At 36.6% G+C, this 20259-nt stretch carries 21 protein-coding genes and 1 riboswitch; of the genes, 10 read left to right on the top strand and 11 right to left on the bottom strand.

From position 1 onward, the window contains the following. Positions 1–70: 70 nt before the first annotated feature. Positions 71–625 (bottom strand): phosphoribosyltransferase family protein, encoded by a 555-nt coding sequence (locus tag AC3RV6_RS14905; RefSeq protein WP_489746779.1) that lies wholly within the window; start codon positions 623–625, stop codon positions 71–73. 201 nt (positions 626–826) lie between these two features. Further along, positions 827–927: riboswitch (purine riboswitch) on the bottom strand. 153 nt (positions 928–1080) lie between these two features. Here AC3RV6_RS14905 and AC3RV6_RS14900 point away from each other — a divergent pair. Next, a complete protein-coding gene (locus AC3RV6_RS14900; protein WP_489746778.1) occupies positions 1081–2238 on the top strand; it encodes a DUF445 domain-containing protein in 1158 nt (385 codons plus the stop codon). A gap of 11 nt (positions 2239–2249) precedes the next feature. Beyond that, positions 2250–2597 (top strand): YlbF family regulator, encoded by a 348-nt coding sequence (locus AC3RV6_RS14895; RefSeq protein WP_489746777.1) that lies wholly within the window; start codon positions 2250–2252, stop codon positions 2595–2597. Positions 2598–2646: 49 nt separating this feature from the next. On the opposite strand, the gene AC3RV6_RS14890 is transcribed toward AC3RV6_RS14895, so the two are convergent. Further along, complete coding sequence (locus AC3RV6_RS14890; RefSeq protein WP_489749279.1) at positions 2647–3819, bottom strand: protoglobin domain-containing protein; 1173 nt, start codon at positions 3817–3819, stop codon at positions 2647–2649. 194 nt (positions 3820–4013) lie between these two features. On the opposite strand from AC3RV6_RS14890, the gene AC3RV6_RS14885 reads away from it, so the two are divergent. Then, the gene (locus tag AC3RV6_RS14885) at positions 4014–5522 is read left to right on the top strand and encodes a coproporphyrinogen III oxidase (protein ID WP_489746776.1); all 1509 of its coding nucleotides are present in this window, start codon (positions 4014–4016) and stop codon (positions 5520–5522) included. A gap of 87 nt (positions 5523–5609) precedes the next feature. After that, positions 5610–6392, top strand: coding sequence for an enoyl-CoA hydratase (locus AC3RV6_RS14880; RefSeq protein ID WP_489749278.1), 783 nt, complete (start codon positions 5610–5612; stop codon positions 6390–6392). A 175-nt stretch (positions 6393–6567) separates the two neighbouring features. Here AC3RV6_RS14880 and mgsA read toward each other — a convergent pair whose 3' ends face one another. Next, complete coding sequence (mgsA, locus tag AC3RV6_RS14875; protein ID WP_489746775.1) at positions 6568–6972, bottom strand: methylglyoxal synthase; 405 nt, start codon at positions 6970–6972, stop codon at positions 6568–6570. Positions 6973–7131: 159 nt separating this feature from the next. Further along, positions 7132–7317 (bottom strand): YhzD family protein, encoded by a 186-nt coding sequence (locus AC3RV6_RS14870; RefSeq protein ID WP_489746774.1) that lies wholly within the window; start codon positions 7315–7317, stop codon positions 7132–7134. A 162-nt stretch (positions 7318–7479) separates the two neighbouring features. Between AC3RV6_RS14870 and AC3RV6_RS14865 the strand changes: the two genes are divergently transcribed. The 5 genes from AC3RV6_RS14865 to yhaM all read left to right on the top strand — a co-directional run bounded on the left by AC3RV6_RS14865 (position 7480) and on the right by yhaM (position 15368). Next, entirely contained in the window at positions 7480–8379 is a 900-nt protein-coding gene (locus tag AC3RV6_RS14865) for an ABC transporter ATP-binding protein (RefSeq protein WP_489746773.1), read from the top strand. After that, positions 8372–9637: an ABC transporter permease gene (locus AC3RV6_RS14860; RefSeq protein WP_489746772.1), complete on the top strand. Its 1266-nt coding sequence runs from the start codon at positions 8372–8374 to the stop codon at positions 9635–9637. Before AC3RV6_RS14865 ends, AC3RV6_RS14860 begins: the two co-directional genes overlap by 8 nt. 704 nt (positions 9638–10341) lie before the next feature. Then, positions 10342–11559: a metallophosphoesterase family protein gene (locus AC3RV6_RS14855; protein WP_489746771.1), complete on the top strand. Its 1218-nt coding sequence runs from the start codon at positions 10342–10344 to the stop codon at positions 11557–11559. A 9-nt stretch (positions 11560–11568) separates the two neighbouring features. Further along, positions 11569–14415, top strand: coding sequence for an ATP-binding protein (locus AC3RV6_RS14850; RefSeq protein WP_489746770.1), 2847 nt, complete (start codon positions 11569–11571; stop codon positions 14413–14415). A 14-nt stretch (positions 14416–14429) separates the two neighbouring features. After that, positions 14430–15368, top strand: a complete 939-nt coding sequence (gene yhaM / locus AC3RV6_RS14845) for a 3'-5' exoribonuclease YhaM (RefSeq protein ID WP_489746769.1) — start codon at positions 14430–14432, stop codon at positions 15366–15368. Positions 15369–15449: 81 nt separating this feature from the next. Here yhaM and AC3RV6_RS14840 read toward each other — a convergent pair whose 3' ends face one another. Beyond that, positions 15450–16361 carry a peptidylprolyl isomerase gene (locus AC3RV6_RS14840; RefSeq protein WP_489746768.1) on the bottom strand — a complete coding sequence of 304 codons (912 nt, stop codon included), beginning with the start codon at positions 16359–16361 and terminating at the stop codon, positions 15450–15452. Between the two features lie 146 nt (positions 16362–16507). Here AC3RV6_RS14840 and AC3RV6_RS14835 point away from each other — a divergent pair, with 146 nt between their 5' ends. Further along, on the top strand, positions 16508–16600 hold the full coding sequence (locus tag AC3RV6_RS14835; protein WP_084212358.1) for a YjcZ family sporulation protein: 93 nt from the start codon (positions 16508–16510) through the stop codon (positions 16598–16600). Between the two features lie 59 nt (positions 16601–16659). Here the strand turns inward: AC3RV6_RS14835 and AC3RV6_RS14830 are convergent, their stop codons facing one another. From AC3RV6_RS14830 to AC3RV6_RS14805, 6 genes are all read right to left on the bottom strand, one after another. Beyond that, positions 16660–16848: a hypothetical protein gene (locus AC3RV6_RS14830; protein ID WP_489746767.1), complete on the bottom strand. Its 189-nt coding sequence runs from the start codon at positions 16846–16848 to the stop codon at positions 16660–16662. A 67-nt stretch (positions 16849–16915) separates the two neighbouring features. Then, a complete protein-coding gene (locus tag AC3RV6_RS14825) occupies positions 16916–17509 on the bottom strand; it encodes an HTH-type transcriptional regulator Hpr (protein ID WP_489746766.1) in 594 nt (197 codons plus the stop codon). A gap of 139 nt (positions 17510–17648) precedes the next feature. Continuing rightward, positions 17649–18011, bottom strand: coding sequence for a YtxH domain-containing protein (locus tag AC3RV6_RS14820; protein WP_489746765.1), 363 nt, complete (start codon positions 18009–18011; stop codon positions 17649–17651). 679 nt (positions 18012–18690) lie between these two features. Continuing rightward, entirely contained in the window at positions 18691–18849 is a 159-nt protein-coding gene (locus AC3RV6_RS14815) for a hypothetical protein (RefSeq protein ID WP_489746764.1), read from the bottom strand. 271 nt (positions 18850–19120) lie between these two features. Further along, positions 19121–19660 carry a tryptophan transporter gene (locus tag AC3RV6_RS14810; RefSeq protein WP_489746763.1) on the bottom strand — a complete coding sequence of 180 codons (540 nt, stop codon included), beginning with the start codon at positions 19658–19660 and terminating at the stop codon, positions 19121–19123. 107 nt (positions 19661–19767) lie between these two features. Next, positions 19768–20196 carry an HIT family protein gene (locus AC3RV6_RS14805; protein WP_489746762.1) on the bottom strand — a complete coding sequence of 143 codons (429 nt, stop codon included), beginning with the start codon at positions 20194–20196 and terminating at the stop codon, positions 19768–19770. Positions 20197–20259 lie beyond the last annotated feature (63 nt).

Genomic DNA, 20259 nt, shown 5'->3' with positions numbered 1-20259 from the left:
TGTCTTTCATTGGCTTTTATAATTAAAAAGAGAGCTATAAACCACTACGGTTTATAGCTCTTTTAAAGTTTTATGACTTTGTTGAATCCGTTTTAAAAAGAGGTAAGTGTTCTAAGAAGATAATATCGTCTCTTTCTACGGCATCACCCTCAGCCAGTATAGCTGCCTTCGCTACGACAGTAGCACCAGCATCTGCTACTAATAAGCATAATGCGCGGAGTGATTCACCACTGCTAATCACGTCATCTATAATGGCAACACGTTTGCCTTTAATATGATCCACATCGGCTTTATCAAGACATAGAAATTGTTCGGTTTGAGTTGTGATTGAAACAACTTTTGTTACGAGTGGGTTATTCATATAAGGCTTTATACTTTTTCTTGCTACGATATAACGGCTTAATCCGAGTTGCTTTGCAATTTCATAAGCAAAAGGGATTCCTTTTGCTTCAGCAGTGACTATGGCATCGATAGGTGGTAGTTTTTTTGCAAGTAATGGTGCAGTTGCTTCGACAATTTCCGTATCACCTAGAATAACAAAGCTTGCGATGCTTAATGTGTCAGTGATAGGGATAATTGGCAATTCTCTTTCCAAACCAGCAATTTGTAGTGTATAAGTATTCATTTTTATCCTCCAATTAGAATCCAAATATATTCATACACACCATACCTACGGAAATAATCTTATGAAGATACAATAATAAATTTATGATCAATATAGGGAAACGGTGAAGGAAGATATAACGAAATTTCTGCACCAAATCTAATTAAACATTATTAAAGTTCTATCTAAAAAAACGGATAAACAAAGTATCCTAATCGATAGATGAATTTATGTACCATCCATAGTGAAGCAATTAAGGTCGCTCCGTAGAAACTCCTAAACCAAATTATTAGGATTATATGGGGTGTGTTTCCTGTTAATTTCCTTTATAAAAGTACCATAAAAGCAGATTTGATTCAACCTAAGAATAACTGGCTATATTTATGAAATACAGAAATAGTTTAAACGACTAGCACTGAATGTTTTTCCGTTTCATAACGTTCTGTTATAATAAAAACGTAAACAAACGGGAAAAGGTGAAGCGATTGAATTTTTTATGGACATTATTATTTATGGCATTCATTGGCGCGATAATTGGTGGATTTACGAACCACTTAGCGATAAAAATGCTGTTTAGACCGCATGAAGCAAAATATATCGGATCGTGGCGTGTGCCATTTACACCTGGGCTTATCCCAAAACGACGTGATGAACTTGCGGTACAATTTGGGAAAACAGTGACCAAATATTTACTGACGCCTGAAACATTTAAGAAAAAACTTCTGACCCCGGCGATGCAGGACAAAGCACAAAACTTTCTTCAAAACAAACTTGAAAAACATATTTTTCAATCGGATAAATCATTAAATGATTGGATTGAAGTTGCTGGTGTATCAGGAATATCAGAAACAGTAGAGCATAAAGTGTTAGAAATCCTCGATGTGCAATTGGCTTCAGTTCGAAGGAAATTGACGACAGGTACGGTAGAAGAAGTACTTCCTATGAAATGGCGCGTGGAAGCCGAAGAACGTATACCTCAAATCACGACGTACATTTTAGGTCAATCAGAACATTATTTTTCATCAGAAGAAGGAAAAGATATGTTCAGGAAATTAATTGATGATTTCCTTGCTTCAAAAGGGACACTTGGTAGTATGGTGAATATGATTTTCGGGGAATCTGAATCACTTGTTGGTAAAGTGCAAAAAGAAGCACTGAAATTTATTGCTGCTCCAGGGACATATGATTTAGTGAACAATGTTATAATAAACGAGTGGAATAAATTACAAAAACGTCCTATTGATGAATTGCTCTCAGGGTTTGATTGGGATGGCATGTTTGATTCAGTTAAGTCATATGCATTAAAAGAACTTGCGATTGAATCCAGATTAGACAAATCAATACAAGATTATTGGCCAGAAGGTTCGAATTGGATTGCTCTAAATGTGACACCTGCCTTAACAGATTTCGCATTTAAACAAGCAAGTATTCAATTAGAATCGTCATTGCGTAAATTGAAAATAGACGATATGGTTAAAGAACAAGTCGATACATTCCCAGTTGCCGTATTGGAAGATCTTGTACTAGGAATATCTAGACGAGAGTTCAAGATGATAACTGTTTTAGGGGCAGTGTTGGGTGGCGTAATTGGTGTTGTTCAAGGTATAATCGTATTTGCATTAAATTTATCTTAGGGGGAATAATCATGACAGTAAATATTTATGATGATTTAAACAAGTTGGAATCAACATTTCGTAAGACAGAGGAATTCGTTGAAGTAGAAAAAGCAATTGCTGCTGTAAGTTCAGATGAAGAATCACTTACACTTTTTAAAAACTTCCGTGAAATTCAAATGGTACTTCAAGAGAAGCAAATGGCAGGACAAGAAATTGATGATGCAGAGCTTGAGAATGCACAGAAAACAGCACAATTTGCACAATCAAATGCTAAAATATTAGCGATGTTAGAAGCTGAAATGAAATTAAGTGGTTTGATTGAAGAAGTAAATCGCGTGCTTATGAAACCAGTACAAGATATGTACGAATCAATCTAAAAAAAACCGGCCTAGGCCGGTTTTTTTATGTAAAATAGTATAAGTTTTTTTACATATTAGCTAAGCTATCTGCAGAGGCGGCGATTTCTTCTGAGTTATGGTGAATGGAGTTAATACTTGCCAGAAGTCTTTGGATATCTAAGTGAAGTTGGTTATTTCTTTCATTTAAAACAGCCATAGAATCTACAGTAGAGGAAAATGACTTACCCGAGTCTATAATTTGGTCATGTTCCTTTTCAATTAGCTTTCGTAACTCTTCAACTTCAATCAAAATAGTTGCTGTTGTTCGTTCTGTATCTTGAAGGATCCCATCGATTTCTGATAATGAGGACTTTGTATTTTCAGCCAGTTTTCGAACTTCATTTGCGACAACAGCAAATCCTTTACCATGTTCTCCAGCACGTGCTGCCTCTATGGATGCATTTAAAGCGAGTAAGTTTGTCTGGTTGGCAATTTGAGTCACAATTCCTGCTATCGAAGTAATTTTATCAGTTAACTTGTTGAGTTGTTCAGTACGGCTATGAATATTTTTCACTTTAGATTGAAGATTTTCACTTTGACTTTCTGTTTCAGCAAGCTTATGCTGTTCTTTTATTGCGCCATTAGAAATCTGATCAGCTAAAGTTGAATTATCATTTGAAAGCTTTTGTACATTCTGAAGAACGTCTGTCATTTCACTAATATCATCATTTGTATTATGGATAGATTCTTTAAGAAAAGTTGTACTTTGGTGAATATTTAGCATGATTTTGGTCTTATGATTACTTTCAGCAGATATCTGTCTTTCGTTTTCTGCTTCATAAATTTCCAATACAAGCTGTTGCTCAAAATTAAGTATTTTTGAAATCGCATGAATCGCTTTAAATTTATCTTCTCCTGTGAAACTGGTTTTCTCGATAATGACAAAGAAACTATTTAATAAATCTTGAAAAGCTGATAAGTACCATTTTGGTTCCAGACCTATTCTTGCGTGAATAACCGCAATATGGTGTCGTTTTTCGATAAATTCCTTATTAATGGTACCATTAAACATTTCACCGATATGACGTTCAAGCGTCACTTTTAACCTGTTAACTGTGCTATTCGTATTAATAATTGTAGAAAGTGATGATTCATTTTCTAGATTCACATAGAAGTTAGCAACAATGGATTCTACATTCTTTTCTAGGAGAGGTTTTAATACGCGTAGTAAAGCTAAATCATCCTCATAAAGACCAATCATCTTTAACTGGGTTAGAATATCTTTGTCTAATTCCTTAGAGATAAGTACGTTAGATAGTTCTTTAGAAGATAAGGTTGAGAGTGATTGAACTGCGTTTGCATTTCTTTTGAAAAATGAATTCATTGATATATCCTCCTAATTACTAGCTGAAGCTGAGTGAAAAAATATAGATAAAAGAAAGTTGGTCATTTTTAATGCAGAAAATCACAATAAAAGAGGAATTTAGCCAGGGCTGGGTTCGAATGTTTGCCCACTTAGCCACGCTATTCTTCGAACAGTGTAAAATTATTACAGAAGATGAAGAAGGCGCAATGACGGTTGATTTTATTTTGGATCGTCAAATTGAAGGTCGATTAACAGGAAAAGCTATTTTAACTAAAGATGGTGTGAATTATTCATCAGAATTTACAGAAATAGAATTAGTTGGTGACGAAAAAGTTACGACTCGCCAGTTAAAAAGAATTTATTCACATATATTTCTGGAAGTTCTTGAACAAGCGACTGGCATGAAGCAGTCGTGGGGTATTCTAACCGGAATACGTCCTATGAAACTTTACCACAAATATAGGCAGGAAGGCTATAGTACACAAGATGCAGTTCTGCAATTAATGGGAGATTATCGTGTATCCCGTGAAAAAAGTGAGTTACTAGCTAAAATCGAATCAATACAACTTCGGGCTGTACCAGATTTACATGAATTGAGAGAAGAAGTAAGTATTTATATTGGTATTCCTTTTTGTCCGACTAAGTGCGCTTATTGTACTTTTCCGGCGTATGCTATCAATCGGAAAAGTGGACGAGTCGAAACCTTTTTAGATGGCTTGCATGAAGAAATTCGTGAGATGGGGAAATGGCTTACTGAAAAAGACATGAAGATTACAACAATCTATTTTGGTGGTGGAACACCTACAAGTATAGAAGCAGAGGAAATGGATGCACTTTATGAGACAATGTATGCCTCTTTCCCGAATATGGATGGTGTGCGTGAGATTACGGTTGAAGCGGGTCGTCCAGATACAATTACGCCTGCCAAAATTGAAGTCTTGAAAAAGTGGGGCATTGACCGAATTAGTGTAAATCCACAGTCTTATACGGATGAAACATTGAAAGCGATTGGCAGACATCATACGGTACAAGAAACGATTGATAAGTTCTGGTTGTCTCGTAATATGGGGATGAAAAATATTAATATGGATTTGATTATTGGATTACCGAATGAAGGGATGGACGAGTTCACTAATTCTTTAGCTGAAACCGAAAAAATGCAACCTGAATCACTTACTGTCCATACATTATCATTTAAACGTGCATCTGAAATGTCGCAAAATAGGGAAAAATATAAAGTCGCGGACCGTGAAACTGTCGAGCAAATGATGAAGCTCGGGGAAGAATGGAATGAAAGAAACGGCTACGATCCTTATTATTTATACCGGCAGAAAAACATCCTCGGTAATTTAGAAAACGTCGGTTATGCAAAACCTGGTGAAGAAAGTATTTATAATATCATCATCATGGAAGAAGTGCAGACGATTATCGGTGTCGGATGTGGTGCGTCTAGTAAGTTTATTCATCCTGAAACGGGTAAAATTACTCAGTTCTACAATCCAAAAGATCCAGCAGCCTATATTTTGACTTATGAAGAATCGATTGAGAAGAAACTTGCTTATTTAGATTCAATTTTCCCTGAAGTTGTAAATAAATAAATAAATAAATAAATAAAGGAGTTATTGAAAAAAAACTAGAAATAGATAAAGTGAATGGTTATTCATTTTAAAATAAAAGGGGTGTTAATTTTGTATAACACGATTGAATTAGTAAAAGAAGGACGTCTAGCACGATTGACATTAAATAGACCTGACTCGATGAATGCGATGGACGATGTCATGATGAAAGAACTTGCCGATGCATTTGATTCATTACAAAATGATAAAACTGTTCAAGTGCTAGTTATTAAGGGAGCAGGTCGAGCATTTTCTGCAGGTGGGGACATTAAGAAAATGGTTGATCCGAATAACCCAATGGATATTAGTAAAGTAATGGTAGATATAACACGACTTGCAAAAGGACTTTATACATTGCCACAAATCACGATTGCAGCAGTGCATGGTGCAGCTGCGGGACTAGGGTTCAGTTTAGCACTTGGTTGCGACACGATTATTGCGGAAGAAGAGAGTAAACTTGCGATGAATTTCATCGGCATAGGGCTTGTTCCGGATGGTGCTGGGCACTTCTTCATGAGCGAACGCGTAGGCGTGCCGAAAGCGAAACATCTTATTTGGTCGGGTAAAGTAATGAGTGGCGATGAAGCGCTTGAAAAAGGTTTGATTGATGAAGTTGTAAAAGCTGGAATGGTGGGGGCGACATCAGATGCTTTGGCGGCTAAGCTCCTTAATTCGCCAATCGCTGCGATGATGGCAACGAAGAAAATCTTACATGCACAAAAAATAGCTGAACTGAGTGAAGTATTGAAAATGGAAAGTGAAGCGCAGATTGCGATGCGTGAAACGAAAGACCATTTGGAAGGAATTATATCGTTTGTTGAGAAACGAAAACCTGTATTCTTAGGGAAATAATAGGATGTATAGACAGTAACCAGCTTGTGGGGTATAGCCTGGATAACTTTATTTATTTCATATATTTAAACCGCAAAACTGGTAGGCATGAGTCGAAAATTAATAATTTAAGCCGATGTTTTCATTCATAAAAAAACACCTAACTCAAATTATAAAAAATTGAGTTAGGTGTTTTTTATTTGTATTTATCCGCGGTTTCACGCCATGCAAAATAGCCTTTTTCAACTGCACGAATGAGAAGCTCGCCAGTTGCGATATTCGTAGCAAGCGGAATGCCATAAACATCGCATAGTCTGAGTAGTGCGCTAACATCAGGTTCGTGAGGTTGTGCAGTAAGTGGATCCCGGAAAAAAAGAATTAAATCCAACTTACTAGTCGCAATCATTGCGCCGATTTGTTGGTCGCCACCAAGAGGTCCAGACATCAATCGATTAACTTCTAAATCAGTTTCATCCATAATTCTAAGTCCGGTTGTGCCAGTTGAGTACAGTGTATGTTTAGAAAAGATGTGTTCATAAGCAATCATGAAGTTCACCATTTCACTTTTCTTTTCATCATGGGCAATTAAGGCTATATCCACTGTTCATCCCTCCATTGTTACATTCGACTCCATTATAACAGAAATTACACTTTGCAATCCTACTTTAATCTAAATCATAGAAATTTTCCGTTTCTACTTATTGAAAGTTGAGAAAAGAGTAACGGAGCGAAAAATTCACTTAGTTACACTTTTACCATTTCAAGAATGGAATAATATTAATTTGCCAGTTGGTGATGCAAGGCGATGTGTTTTATCGAGTAATTCTTTTTCTTTAAGGATTGCATGGCCTTTTTCTTTTGCTTCTTCATCTGTTGATGCTTCGAGCGTTTCTTCTATTATTAATTTCCCTTTTGGTTCAAATGCCGTTAATTTATAGACTCTCATGATTTCACCCTTTCTAATCTAGTACATTTATTATACTATGAAATAACAAGAAATGAATAATGATTCATGTTCTGTGTGATTTTTAATAAAAAGAGATAATTTGAAACTTCTGTTTGCTAGATTCGTATAGATTAGAAGTAGCTTTTTGAAAGGGGAATGACAATGTCTTTAAAAATTGAAAATGTAACGAAGCGCTTTGGTAATTTTACAGCGGTTGATGATTTAACTCTTTCCGTTGGAGAAGGTATGATGTACGGTTTTCTTGGGGCAAATGGTGCGGGGAAAACGACGACTTTTCGTATGATTTTAGGACTTCTTCGATCAAATGAAGGAAGAATTACTTGGAATGATAAACCTATAAACTACTCGACGAGTCCTGAAATTGGATATTTACCAGAAGAACGTGGACTTTATCCAAAAATGAAAGTGGAGGAACAGCTTATATTTCTAGGCCAGTTACGTGGTATGAAAAAAAATGATGCGAAGATTGCTTTGAGTGAATGGCTTGAACGGATGGAAATTCCTCAATATGCAAATAAAAAAGTGGAGGAATTGTCCAAAGGAAATCAACAGAAAATACAAGTCATTGCTTCACTTATGCATAATCCAAAGCTATTAATTTTAGATGAACCATTTTCTGGACTAGACCCAGTGAACGTTGAAATGTTAAAGAAAGCGATTATTGAATTCCGAAATAGTGGTGCAACAATTGTTTTTTCTAGTCACAGAATGGATCATGTGGAGGAACTTTGTGAGCAACTAAGTATTGTTCATCATGGAAAACAAATTGTGAGTGGCACGCTTCGGGACGTAAAGCGTTCGTATAGTAAGCATAAAGTAAGGATTCATTCAGACAATGATTTATCACTTCTTGATGGGATTTCAGGTGTTACTGCCGTGCAAAAATCCGTAGAAGGTGCGATTTACCAAGTTGAAACGGAAGCAGTTGCGGAAGTACTCCTAGCGGAAGCTTTAAAATCAGGACCGATTCGCCATTTCGCTATTGAAGAACCTTCACTCCAAGATATTTTCATCGAAAAGGTGGGGAAAGAATATGCGTGAGTTTTGGATTATTTTCAAACAAGCATTTTTAACGAAAGCGAAGACAAAATCATTCATTATTACGACAGCGATTATGATTGCTAGTGTATTTCTTTTTGCGAATATATCTAACATTATTAATATAGTGCAAGATGTTACTGGTAGTGAAAAGGATAAAGAAGAGATTCTTCTTGTCATTGATGATAGTGGTGTGATTCTTGATCGTTTGAAGACAGAATTATCTACGGATGAATCGGGAATTTCAATTGAAACTACTGATCAATCAGAGCAAGCGCTAACGAAGCAAGTAGAAGAAGAGGAGATAGATTCATTCCTAATGGTTGGACTAGATTCAGCTAATAAGATATCTGCAAAATATACGTCAATGAGTGCTAGGGACTTCGCTTTACCGATGAGAATTGAAGATGCTTTGCAGTCGATTCAAACGGAAATGCAAGCGAATGAATTATCATTATCAGCAGATCAAGTGCAGACATTATTCGCACCAATTATGTTCGAGCAGCAATCTGTCTCACCATCTTCGAAATCAGAAGAGGAATTAGGCCAAGCGCGTGGGCTTGTTTATGTATTGATGTTCTTAATCTATTTTGCTGTTATTCTTTATTCGAGCATGATAGCTACAGATGTCGCAACTGAGAAGTCATCACGAGTGATGGAGATTCTGATTTCAAGTGTCTCACCAGTGAAGCATATGTTTGCAAAAGTGCTTGGCATTGGCACGTTAGGATTGTTACAAATGACTTTATTCGGAATTGCAGGATTTATAGCGCTTAAAACTTCTTCTTCAGATATGGTAGATGGTGTCTTCTCGAGTTTTGGCTTTTCAAACATGAATATTGCAACGATTATTTACGCGGTTGTGTTCTTTTTGTTAGGGTTCTTCCTTTATGCAACACTTGCGGCACTTTTAGGATCTCTAGTGAGTCGAGCAGAAGATGTGCAACAGATGATTATGCCGATGACTTTATTAATTGTAGCGGCGTTTATGATTGCTGCAACGGGGCTTGGAAATCCTGAGCTTGCATATTTGAAATATGCTTCTTATGTACCGTTTTTTGCGCCTCTTGTCATGTTTTTACGTGTAGGTATGCTTGATTTGCCCTTATGGGAGCCGTTACTTTCAATCGGAATTATGCTTGTGACGATTTTTATCCTTGGTTGGTTTGGTGCGAAAGTTTATCGTGGTGGCGTTTTGATGTATGGTCCATCGCGTTCGTTGAAAGATTTAAAGAAAGCAATTCAGTTAGGGAAAGAATAAGTGATAAAATACAGCGCTACATTTGTAGTGCTGTTATTCGTTCATTTATAAAGAAGTTACTTGATGATTTGGCTAGGTATGATAAAGAGTAGAATCTACAAAAAAAGATGGTTCTGGATCATTTTGGTGATCTTTTCTTGTACTAATGATTGTTGTGAGTGAATGAGTTTGCGTTGTTTCCCGGCAACGTTGCATAGTTCGCATCCGATGTTGCATTGTTTTGCGGAAACGTTGCGTACTTCTTTTTACGTTGCATTGTTTTGCGGCAACGTTGCGTAGTTTGCACCCGATGTTGCATTGTTTTGAGGAAACGTTGCGTACTTCTTATTACGTTGCATTGTTTCCCGGCAACGTTGCATAGTTTGCACCCGATGTTGCATTGTTTTGAGGAAACGTTGCGTACTTCTTATTACGTTTCATTGTTTCCCGGCAACGTTGCATAGTTTGCACCCGATGTTGCATTGTTTTGAGGAAACGTTGCGTACTTCTTATTACGTTGCATTGTTTCCCGGCAACGTTGCATAGTTTGCACCCGATGTTGCATTGTTTTACGAAAACGTTGCGTACTCCGCTTGCATTTGTTCACAGACGCTGTCTACCTATCTGTTTAAAACATTTCTCAAAGACTTGCTGAAATAGTTAGCAGAGTCTTTTTTTGTATGGTAAAATAAGAACAAGTATTCGTTATTTGAGGAGGTTTTTAATTGTCGACAATCCGTTTTATCCACACGGCAGATCTGCATCTTGATAGTCCTTTTAAAGGGATGACTGGGCTTCCGCTTGATCGACTTAATGAGTTGCGTGAAAGTACGTTTACAGCATTTACTAGATTAGTAGACTATGCGGTCGAATCGAAACCTGATTTCATGTTAATAGTCGGAGATATATATGACGGAGAAGACCGGAGTTTACGGGCACAATTAAAGTTTCAAGAAGGAATGGAAAAATTAAATGTTGCAGGCGTTCCGGTTTTTATTTCCTACGGGAATCATGATCATTTAGGTGGTCGTTGGACGCGATTTGAGCTGCCTATTAATGTACATGTTTTTAAAGAAAATGTTGAAGAAGCGAGACTTCGGGTGCGCGGATTAGATGTTTCTATTTACGGGTTCAGTTATAAAGAAAGACATATTCGTGAGGCTATGGTTGAACATTTTCCTGTGGCAAATACAGATGCATTTCATATTGGTATGTTGCATGGTAGTTTGGCAGGAGATGTGTCACATGCAGTTTATGCGCCGTTTACGAAAGAACAATTACTTGAAAAACGCTATGATTATTGGGCTTTGGGGCATATTCACCTGCGACAACAACTTCATGCAGAACCACCGATTGTATATCCAGGGAATATTCAAGGCCGCCATAAGAATGAACGAGGTGTAAAGGGTTTTTATGAAGTGGAATTATCCAAGTTGGGTGCTTCGTTTGAGTTTATTTCCACATCGGCACTTGTTTTTGAACGGTTGAATGTTCCGTGTGGGGGCATTAGACATGCGAATGAATGGATGGAGGCTTGTCTGGAAGTACTTGAGTCGTTCAAGAAGACATATGGTGCCGGAGTTGTAGAGTTGACGATGACAGCAGTTGACGAAGGTGCTGCGGAGTTGTTTCGCCAATCGAGTGAGGGAGAGTGGCTCGATTTACTTCGTGAAGTTGTAGAGGAAAATGAACCATTTGTTTTTGTGCAAAAAATGCTTGTTGAGAAGCGGTCCGGAAATGAAGCTGGTAAGAGTGCATTTGCGCAATCCGTACTATCTGTAATAGACGAATGGACAACTGATGATTGGAAAATAATTTTAAAAGAAGCTTATCAACATAAGCAGGGGATTAAGTATTTAGATGTGTTAGATGAAACAGAAATTAATTTAATTAAAATTGAAGCAACAAGTTTACTTATGAATGAAATGTCGAAAACGGAATGAGGTGAGAGAGTGAAATTTGAAAAACTCAACATTTATGGATTTGGAAAACATGAAAATATAACAATGGAATTTGGTCCTGGAATGAATGTGTTGTATGGACTTAATGAGGCTGGGAAAACGACAATACAGCAATTTATTTTACATATATTATTTGGTTTTCCTCAGCGTAACAGTACAATACTGCGTTATGAACCGAAATCAGGTGGTCGATATGGCGGACAAATTGTTTTGACGGACGACAGATACGGGAAGTGCATCATAGAAAGAGTACAAGGGAAGTCAGCGGGTGATGTAACCGTTTATTTCGAAGATGGTAAGACAGGTAATGAGGAAACATTAAATATGATTTTGGGACAGTATGACCGTGCTTCATTTGAATCGATATTTTCGTTTTCTTTATTGCAATTACAAGGATTTGAGAAAATGGATGAAAAAGAATTAAGCAGAACATTGCTTGCATCGGGAACTACTGGCGTTGAATCCCTTTTACAACTTGAGAAGCGATTGGAGAAAGAGCGTGGGGATTTATTTAAGAAATCTGGGAAGAATCCTGAGATGAATCTTATGATGAAAGAGCTGCGTGAAATAGAGTTGGAACTAAAAGATGAACAAGGGAAAGTTGAGCAATATGGACCGTCAATTGAGCGGATAAAGAAAATTGATGAGCAAGTGACGTTTTTACGTGAATCAGAAAATGAAATTAAAAAGTCTATGGAACAGCGTTCACGATTACGGCAATACTTACCGCTTTATAAAAAGAAAGAAGAGATCGAAAATCATCTCCAGGAAATAGGTATTATTAATTTCCCTGCTGATGGAATTAGACGCTTTGAATCGTTAATGGGAAAATTGGATGAAACAAAGGCAACTAAGCGTAGAATTGAAAATGAGTTAACTGAGATAAATAATGACTCGATAAGTGAACAGATGTCAGAAAGAATAGCAGAAATTGAAAAATTGTTGGCCAAGGAAGCTGAATGGCATGGATGGCGAGCTAAACTTGTTTCAATTGAAGGTGAATTAAAGCGTTTAGATGGGTCTCAGTACAGACTTTTTGACCGTCTAGGTATCCAGATGGAACAGAAATCAGTTTTATTTAATGCAGATGTATCCATTCGAAAAGAAGAGGAAATGCATGAGCTAATTCAAGAAACAAATAGATTAAATCAAGAAATAGATTTTGTAGGTTCACAGTTAGAAGCTGTAAAAGATGAATTGAAATCAATAGATTCTAATATAAAGGATCTACAAGTGCCGTCTAGCAAGGAAATTGAAAACTCGCGTGAGTGGCCTACGATACGTCAACAGCTTGCGGAGGCAAGAGCGTATATGTCATTTGGAGAAAGTCCTCTTGCACAAAGTTCAAAATTAATTCCGCTAATATTAATATTTCTATCCCTGGCACTAATTGGCTTTGGTTTTATTCAAAAGCAGTGGTTCATCGTTATAATGGGTGCTGTTGTTGGGGGAATTGGTTTGTCTTTTTATTTAAAAAAGAAACCAAGTACGGATTCGAAAATGGACAAAATGAAAGCAATTATAGCGGCATATAGTGAACAGGAAGCAGATATGGAGCGTTTGGTTAAGTACGTTGAGGATTATCGACGTGCCAAAGAGCGATACGAGGAAGGGTTGCATAACCAACGCATTAAATATGGTAACTTTGAGACGAAATTAGATATGCTGGAAAAGGATCGTTTAGAAGCTACTGCCAATTTCGAAAGTTTTACACAAGGTTATGGCTTCGACGGATTTCCATCAATGGCAATTGTCCCAGAACTGTTCCGAATGATAAGGGAAGTGCAAGAAGTTACGAGGGATATTATGGATTTCGAAGTGCAGAAGAGCGTTATTGAAAGAGCTGTGGCGGAACGAATGACTGATGCTGGTAATGTTTTGAAACAAAATGTCCCACCAGAGATTTTATATGAGGCGTTGAGAAAAGAATTTCTAAGGATGCATGAGGCACAGGAAAAAATACATTCGCTTGAGACTAGAAAAATTGCTTTAGTAACTACTTTAAAAGAAATAGCTTTACTTGAAGATGCTCAGCAGTCGAATTTAAGTGAGTTATTAGGCACAGCGGATGTTAAAACCGAAGATGCTTTTTATAAAAAGTACGATACCTATCAAGAAGCGATTCGTTACAATGACCAGCTTACGGATGTTGTGCAGCAACTTGAAACGGGCGAAGCATTCATTACAACTGTCGATATAACTGATGATGAAATAGTACTTGAAGTTGCTGAAATGGCGTCACATTTATTATCTATTAATGAAGAATTAAGTCATTTAATTAATGAAAAAGCTGCTCTCACTAATAAAACTGAACAGTTGTTAACTGATGCGACTTATGGAGTAAAGCTACAGATTTTTGAGATGAAAAAAGCTGAGCTTGCGGAGGTAGCAAAAAAATGGGCGACTAGAACTGCAGTTACAGAAGCGATTAAACAGACGATGCTTGAATTGAAAGAGAAAAAGTTACCTCAAGTACTTACGCAAGCTGAAATATTATTTAAAAAACTAACAGGTGGAAAATACGAAGCGTTAGTTGTGACAGAAGCAGGTTTTTTCATTGCGGTAGCAAATAATGGTTTACGATATCCAATAGCGGAATTGAGCCAAGCGACTAAGGAGCAGGCCTATATTTCTTTAAGGTTTGCACTTGCATCTTCAGTTTTGGATACGGCGCCTTTTCCAATAATGATGGATGATCCATTCGTACACTTTGACGAAGAGCGACTTTCTAGTATGATTGAAGTATTACGTACAGCGAATGACCATCAGTTCATCTATTTTACTTGTCATAAAAAAATGAGAGATAAGTGGACAGATGCAGTCATTATAAACGTTTAGGGGGCAGTTATTATATGAAAATGCTAATGGATTACAAAGTTGGAGAGTCAATTGATCTTTTTTTATTAATTAAACAATCAATCCCGGGTGTAACAACACAAGGTAGCTCGTTTATGACGCTCATTTTGCAGGATAAAAGTGGTGATTTGGAAGCGAAGTTATGGGATACGAAAGAAGAGCAAGTGAAGACCTATGCGGCTGCAACTATCGTTAAAGTGAACGGGGAAGTTCATGAATACCGAGGGAAAAATCAATTGCGCATTAAAGGTATACGCCCGGTTAAAGATGAAGAGGGTGTAACCATTGCAGAATTAGTTCCGTCATCTATAAAAAGTAAAGAAGTTTTACTGGAAGAATTAATGGGGTATTTCTTTGAAATGGAAAATCCACAAATTCAGCGTATTACACGTCATTTATTGAAGAAGCATGAGGCGGCATTTACGACTTATCCAGCAGCAATGAAGAATCACCATGATTATGTGTCCGGTCTTATTGATCATGTTGTTTCTATGTTGAAATTAGGAAAAGCATTGGCGGAACTGTATCCAACGCTTAATAAAGATTTATTGTATGCGGGTATTATTTTGCATGATGTAGGTAAAGTCATTGAATTAACAGGGCCGATCGCCACTCAGTATACTGTGGAGGGAAATTTAATTGGCCATATTTCTATTATGGTAAACGAAATATCGAAGGCGGCAGATGAATTGGATATAGCCGGCGAAGAAGTGATGTTACTTCAGCATATGGTGTTGTCACATCACGGGAAAGAAGAATGGGGAAGTCCAAAACGTCCGATGTTAAGAGAGGCTGAAATGCTTCATTATATTGATAATATTGATGCGAAGATGACAATGCTTGATCGTGCACTCAGCAAGACTAATCCAGGTGAGTTTTCGGAGCGCATTTTTCCGCTTGAAAATCGCTCATTTTATAAGCCGACATTTGAATAAAATAAAACTAGGAAAATAACATAACTTAAACAAAAAAAATCTCCGCGAGACATAAGCCTCGTGGAGATCTTTTTGTGCTGATTATTTTTTATCTTCTTTAGCTTCTTTTTCTGTATCTGCTTCTTTTTCATCTTGCAAGAACATAGCAAGCGCCTCTTTCAGGTCAGCATCTTTAACTTTAACATCCGCTTCCTTCATGAGTTTCGAAATCTTTTCAACGATTGTGTTAGGATCAGCTTTTTCAATTAATAAAGCTTTTTGAACATCTTTATCGTCTTTAGATACTTTATCTTCTTTGATTTCTCGCTTGTCAGTTACTTTGATAATATGGAAACCTTCTTGTGTTTGAACTGGTTCACTGATTTTATTAAGTTCAAGTGAGAAAGCTGCATCTTGGAATTCTGGAAGCATTGCACCGTAACCGAACCATCCAAGGTCACCACCTGATTCTTTTGCAGCAGGTTCAGTAGAGTATTCTTTTGCAATTTCAGCAAAGTCTGCTCCACCTTCAATTTTTTTCTTCACTTCAAGAGCAGTTTCTTCGTCAGCTACTAGTACATGTTGTGCATTTACTTCTGTATTCATTAATTCTACACGTTCTGCAATTTCTTTATCTGATACTTCAACGCCTTCAGTAAGTGCTTTTTCTTGTAATGCATTTAGACGAAGAACGTCTTTATAAGATTCTGGTGTAAGACCTTCTTGAGCTAAAGATTGTTCAAAGTTCTCGCCAAGCTTTTCTTCAGTTTTCTTATATTCGCTATCGATTTCTTTGTCTGTAACTTTATATTTATCGCTTAGTACCTTTTCGATAACAAGAAGTTGTAATTTTTGTTCACCAATTTCACTCTTCATGTCTTCGTATAATTCACTTTTTGTAATGTCTCCAGCTTTTGATGTAACAAGAACCTCATCGCCGGCATTTTTATCGCTGCAAGCTGATAGTGCTAGAATTGATGCTGAAATAGTTAATGCTAATATCGTTTTTCTCATAGTTATTCTCCCCTAACATTAATGTGTAACAGTAGATACTATAACATAAGAACGTCTATAAAACAAAAAGGTTTCACTGTAGATGATTTGCCCATAAACCTTTTAATTTATTGCATAGGATACATAGAGAGAGAGGGGGTGCTACCGTGAGCGGATATAACCAAGGTTCTTCCGGATTTGCGCTAATCGTCGTGTTGTTCATTTTATTAATTATTGTCGGTGCAGCCTATTTATATTAATCGATAATATGTAGTCGATAAAAAAAGTCCATTTCCTAAAAGGAATTTGGACTTTTTTTTCATGTCGATGCTAATAACACTTCTAAGAAGAAGGACAGGATTAATATAGTAACGAGTATGTTAACTGTACCAAATATTTTGGATTGCTTCTCTTCAGGAATCTCTCTTGATTCACAAAGTGCATATGTCATACGATTAATTTGGAATAAGTAAAATAACGAAAAAATCACTGTGCCTATAATGATCAAATTAGTACCTCCCTTTTAATCATTGCTATTAATAATTATAGCAGAAGAAGATAGAGAAAGAAATTATCTAGGTTAACTTAACTTTCCTTTCTTCCTCATATTCATTTTCTTTTATTGCTAATAAAGCACCGGACGCATCATCAAATGAATTTCCAATTGAGTCAAAGCCGCGTTCAAAAATTTCCATAAAATCATCTCCATAAATATTACGAATGACAGACATCACATCTAGAAACTCAGGAAACTTACCATATAAATCTTTTAGTGGGAGAGCACCATCCAAAATGCCATGCTTTGTATTGTGATAATTTTTATTCATTTCAAATAAAAGACTTTCTCCCTCTTCTGTTACTGAAACATATGTATTTCGACGGTCGTCGTCTTTCTTATAAAATTGTAAGTATCCACGTTGTTCTAACTTTTTAGAAAAGTTAAATGCAGTAGATACATGCATAACGCCGAATTTAGCAACCTCCGAAATTGTAGCGCCTTGCAGATGATGGGAAATCCACAAGATGTGGTGTTCATTAATATTTAAGTCATAGGGCTTAATCCACTGCTGCCAGTCTTTTTCAACAGCTTTCCAGAGTGCTTTAGACATCTGTGCAACGCGTTGGCTAAAAATCATTGCATCTTTCAATGAATACTTTTCTTCTGTCATGAGGACACCAACTTCCATTAAACGTAGTTTCTTTTATTATAGCAGAAAAGAAAACTATGGAGAAGTAAATATTAAGAATTGCAGAAAAAATCAGCATATAAAAAAGATTATCCTTAGGAAAAAGGATAATCTAAATTATTTATTTCTGTTGTGAAGCAATTGATTGTTCTAAATTCTCCAGTGCTGTTTGAATTGCAGAAAGTTCTTTTTCCATTCGTTTACGATTTGGTTCAGTAGATTGTTGCCAGTTTTCAAATGATTCTTTGAGTCCATCCACTGCTTCAGGGACTGTCTCTTTTGCTTCTTTTGTAAGTTTTGAGATTGAGCTTTTTAAGTCATTCAGTTTCTCTTTTGCATCACTAAACTTTTCTTTCATGTCTGCTGAAGCGCTCTTAACAGATGTGCGAAGCTCAGTGCCAGACTTTGGAGTAGAATAGAGGACAGTTATTGCTGCTGCAACTGTTCCAGTAGCAAGGCCGAGAAAAAAAGTAGATACTTTCATAATAAGTAACGCACTCCTCTCTATTTAAGTATTATCCTATTACTAGTTTAATTAAACCACGCAATGTGAAGATGAGCAAATATAAAGTTAATCTTCAATCTAATGAATAAAAAGAAAAAGCCTCTCGTCATTAGACGAAAAGCTTATCTTTGCGAATTTAGGTTCTTTGTCAAATGACGTTGATGAAGAATAATAGCCAACCATAACTTAGTTATTGTAGGGCTATTCAAGAAGTCAGTAAAGCTGATTTTTTAGGATAGTCCTTTTTCATATAGTCTTCCATATATCCCGTTGTTTTCCGTTCCAGATGGACACTTTCCGCGGGCACGGCTTCAGCCTCCTCGTCGCGAAAAGCACGCTCCTGTGGGGTCTTCAGCTCGCGCTGTTCCCGCTGGAGTCGCCATCTTGCACTACAAACAACTAGTATTGCACTTGTGAATTACATAAAAATAGACAAAAGACTTTCAAGCCTATTAAATTCTCATAAATGTTACGCAGCGTCAAAATGGGATTGTCCTTGTTCCTGCTGTTTAACCGATTGTTTTAACTTGAAGTGTAACAGAATCCGTTTTCTATAGTTCTGGAAGTTTCTATATCCAATATGTCGCCTGATTCCGCATTTATATATTCGAAGGCCATTTCACCTTTTGCGTATTTGAACTCATCAAAAGAAAGGTGCTTAGGTAGGGCCTTGTAGTGTGGGAGTATTGGTTAATTTTCCAGAAATATATTTACACCGTTTGCCATTATAGGTTCCTTCTTTTACACAATCTTCATCAAAAATAACATTTGGGTCTTGAATATCAAGCAAAGATTTAATACTATTAGAACACGACAAGTGAATTTCCTCCTGAATGATGGTTTTGGTCGACTTTTATTCTACAGGGAATTTAACTTGTTTTCTCTCTATATATAAAGGGAATTTATCTTACCCAGACCCTCCAGCTGCTTGAAGTGGAAAGCGTCCGCTTGGAACGGAAACCAGCGGGTAGTAGGATTACCTTATCCAATATATTTATAAAAAATGACGTTAGTGAAGATCCTCCTCATCTCCCTTTAAAGGGATGGGGATTTTCTTTCACCAACGTCATTTATTGTACAACCCGAATTTAGTTTATTATGGGTGACTTTATGGAAGAACGCACCATTAATTTTTTTACGATAGGCTGGATAATGAAAAATGCAATCCCATTTAGAACAACAGCTGGTAGTACCACTGTTACATAGAAGAATGGAAATGGATTTTCAACACCGGGAATTTCCACGCGTAACATGAAAAATGCGACACCGAGGAAAATTGCACCTGAAAGTAAAGTACCAAACCCGACAAGTATAGTTGCACTAATTAAGTTTTGTGTAACCTTTTTTAATGCAACAACAACTGCAAAAACAACGAATGCAGTAATAAATTTATCAATTATATTTGGGAAAAATCCTAATGGAAAAGTTGAAAATAGTCCTGATATAACACCAGTAGAAATGGCTAGTAAAAAGACGCTCCGTATATCTGGGAATAAAAAGATCCCAATAAACATCATTGTTAACATGAAATCAGGTTTCATCCCACCGTTATAACCAGGTATAACCAAGTACAATGCAGTACCTACCGCAACTAATAAAGCCATTAATACAAGTTTCTTCGTATTCATTTCTCATCTCTCCTCGACTCGTCTGATATTACTTTCCTATCGTATCCTCATGATCGATAGCGAAAACTTATTTATAATTTTACATGATTTATAGACTTCTTGCAAGTTTACATTTTTAATGTATTTTCAAATTTTTGTGCCATAACTTTAATAGTCTCCAGTGTAAATTCGTCTGTTTTTGGTTCCCATGAAGAAAGTTGGAATCCATCAGTTTCATCATAACGTGGGATAAAGTGCAAGTGGAAATGGAAAACACTTTGCCCGGCGGGTGCACCATTATTTTGCAGTAAATTCATTCCAGCTGGTTTGAATTCATCTTTAAGCGCATTAGCAATCTTAGGCGCCGCCGCAAATAAACGAGAAGCTTGTTCTTCATTAAAATCATAAACATTCTCAATATGTTTTTTAGGAATTAAAAGTACATGTCCTTTCGTTACAGGCATGATGTCCATAAAGGCATAAACATGTTCATCTTCATAAATTTTTGCGCTTGGAATCGTTCCTTCAATGATTTTACAAAAAATACAGTCAGTCATTTAGACACTTCCTTTCATGATTAAGGTCAGTGTAGCATATTTTATAAGAATGATTCGATGATG

The sequence above is a fragment of the Sporosarcina sp. So3-204 genome (assembly GCF_058068165.1).
The sequence above is the reverse complement of the archived record's forward strand: the minus strand, read 5'-3'. Positions and strand labels throughout refer to the sequence as shown.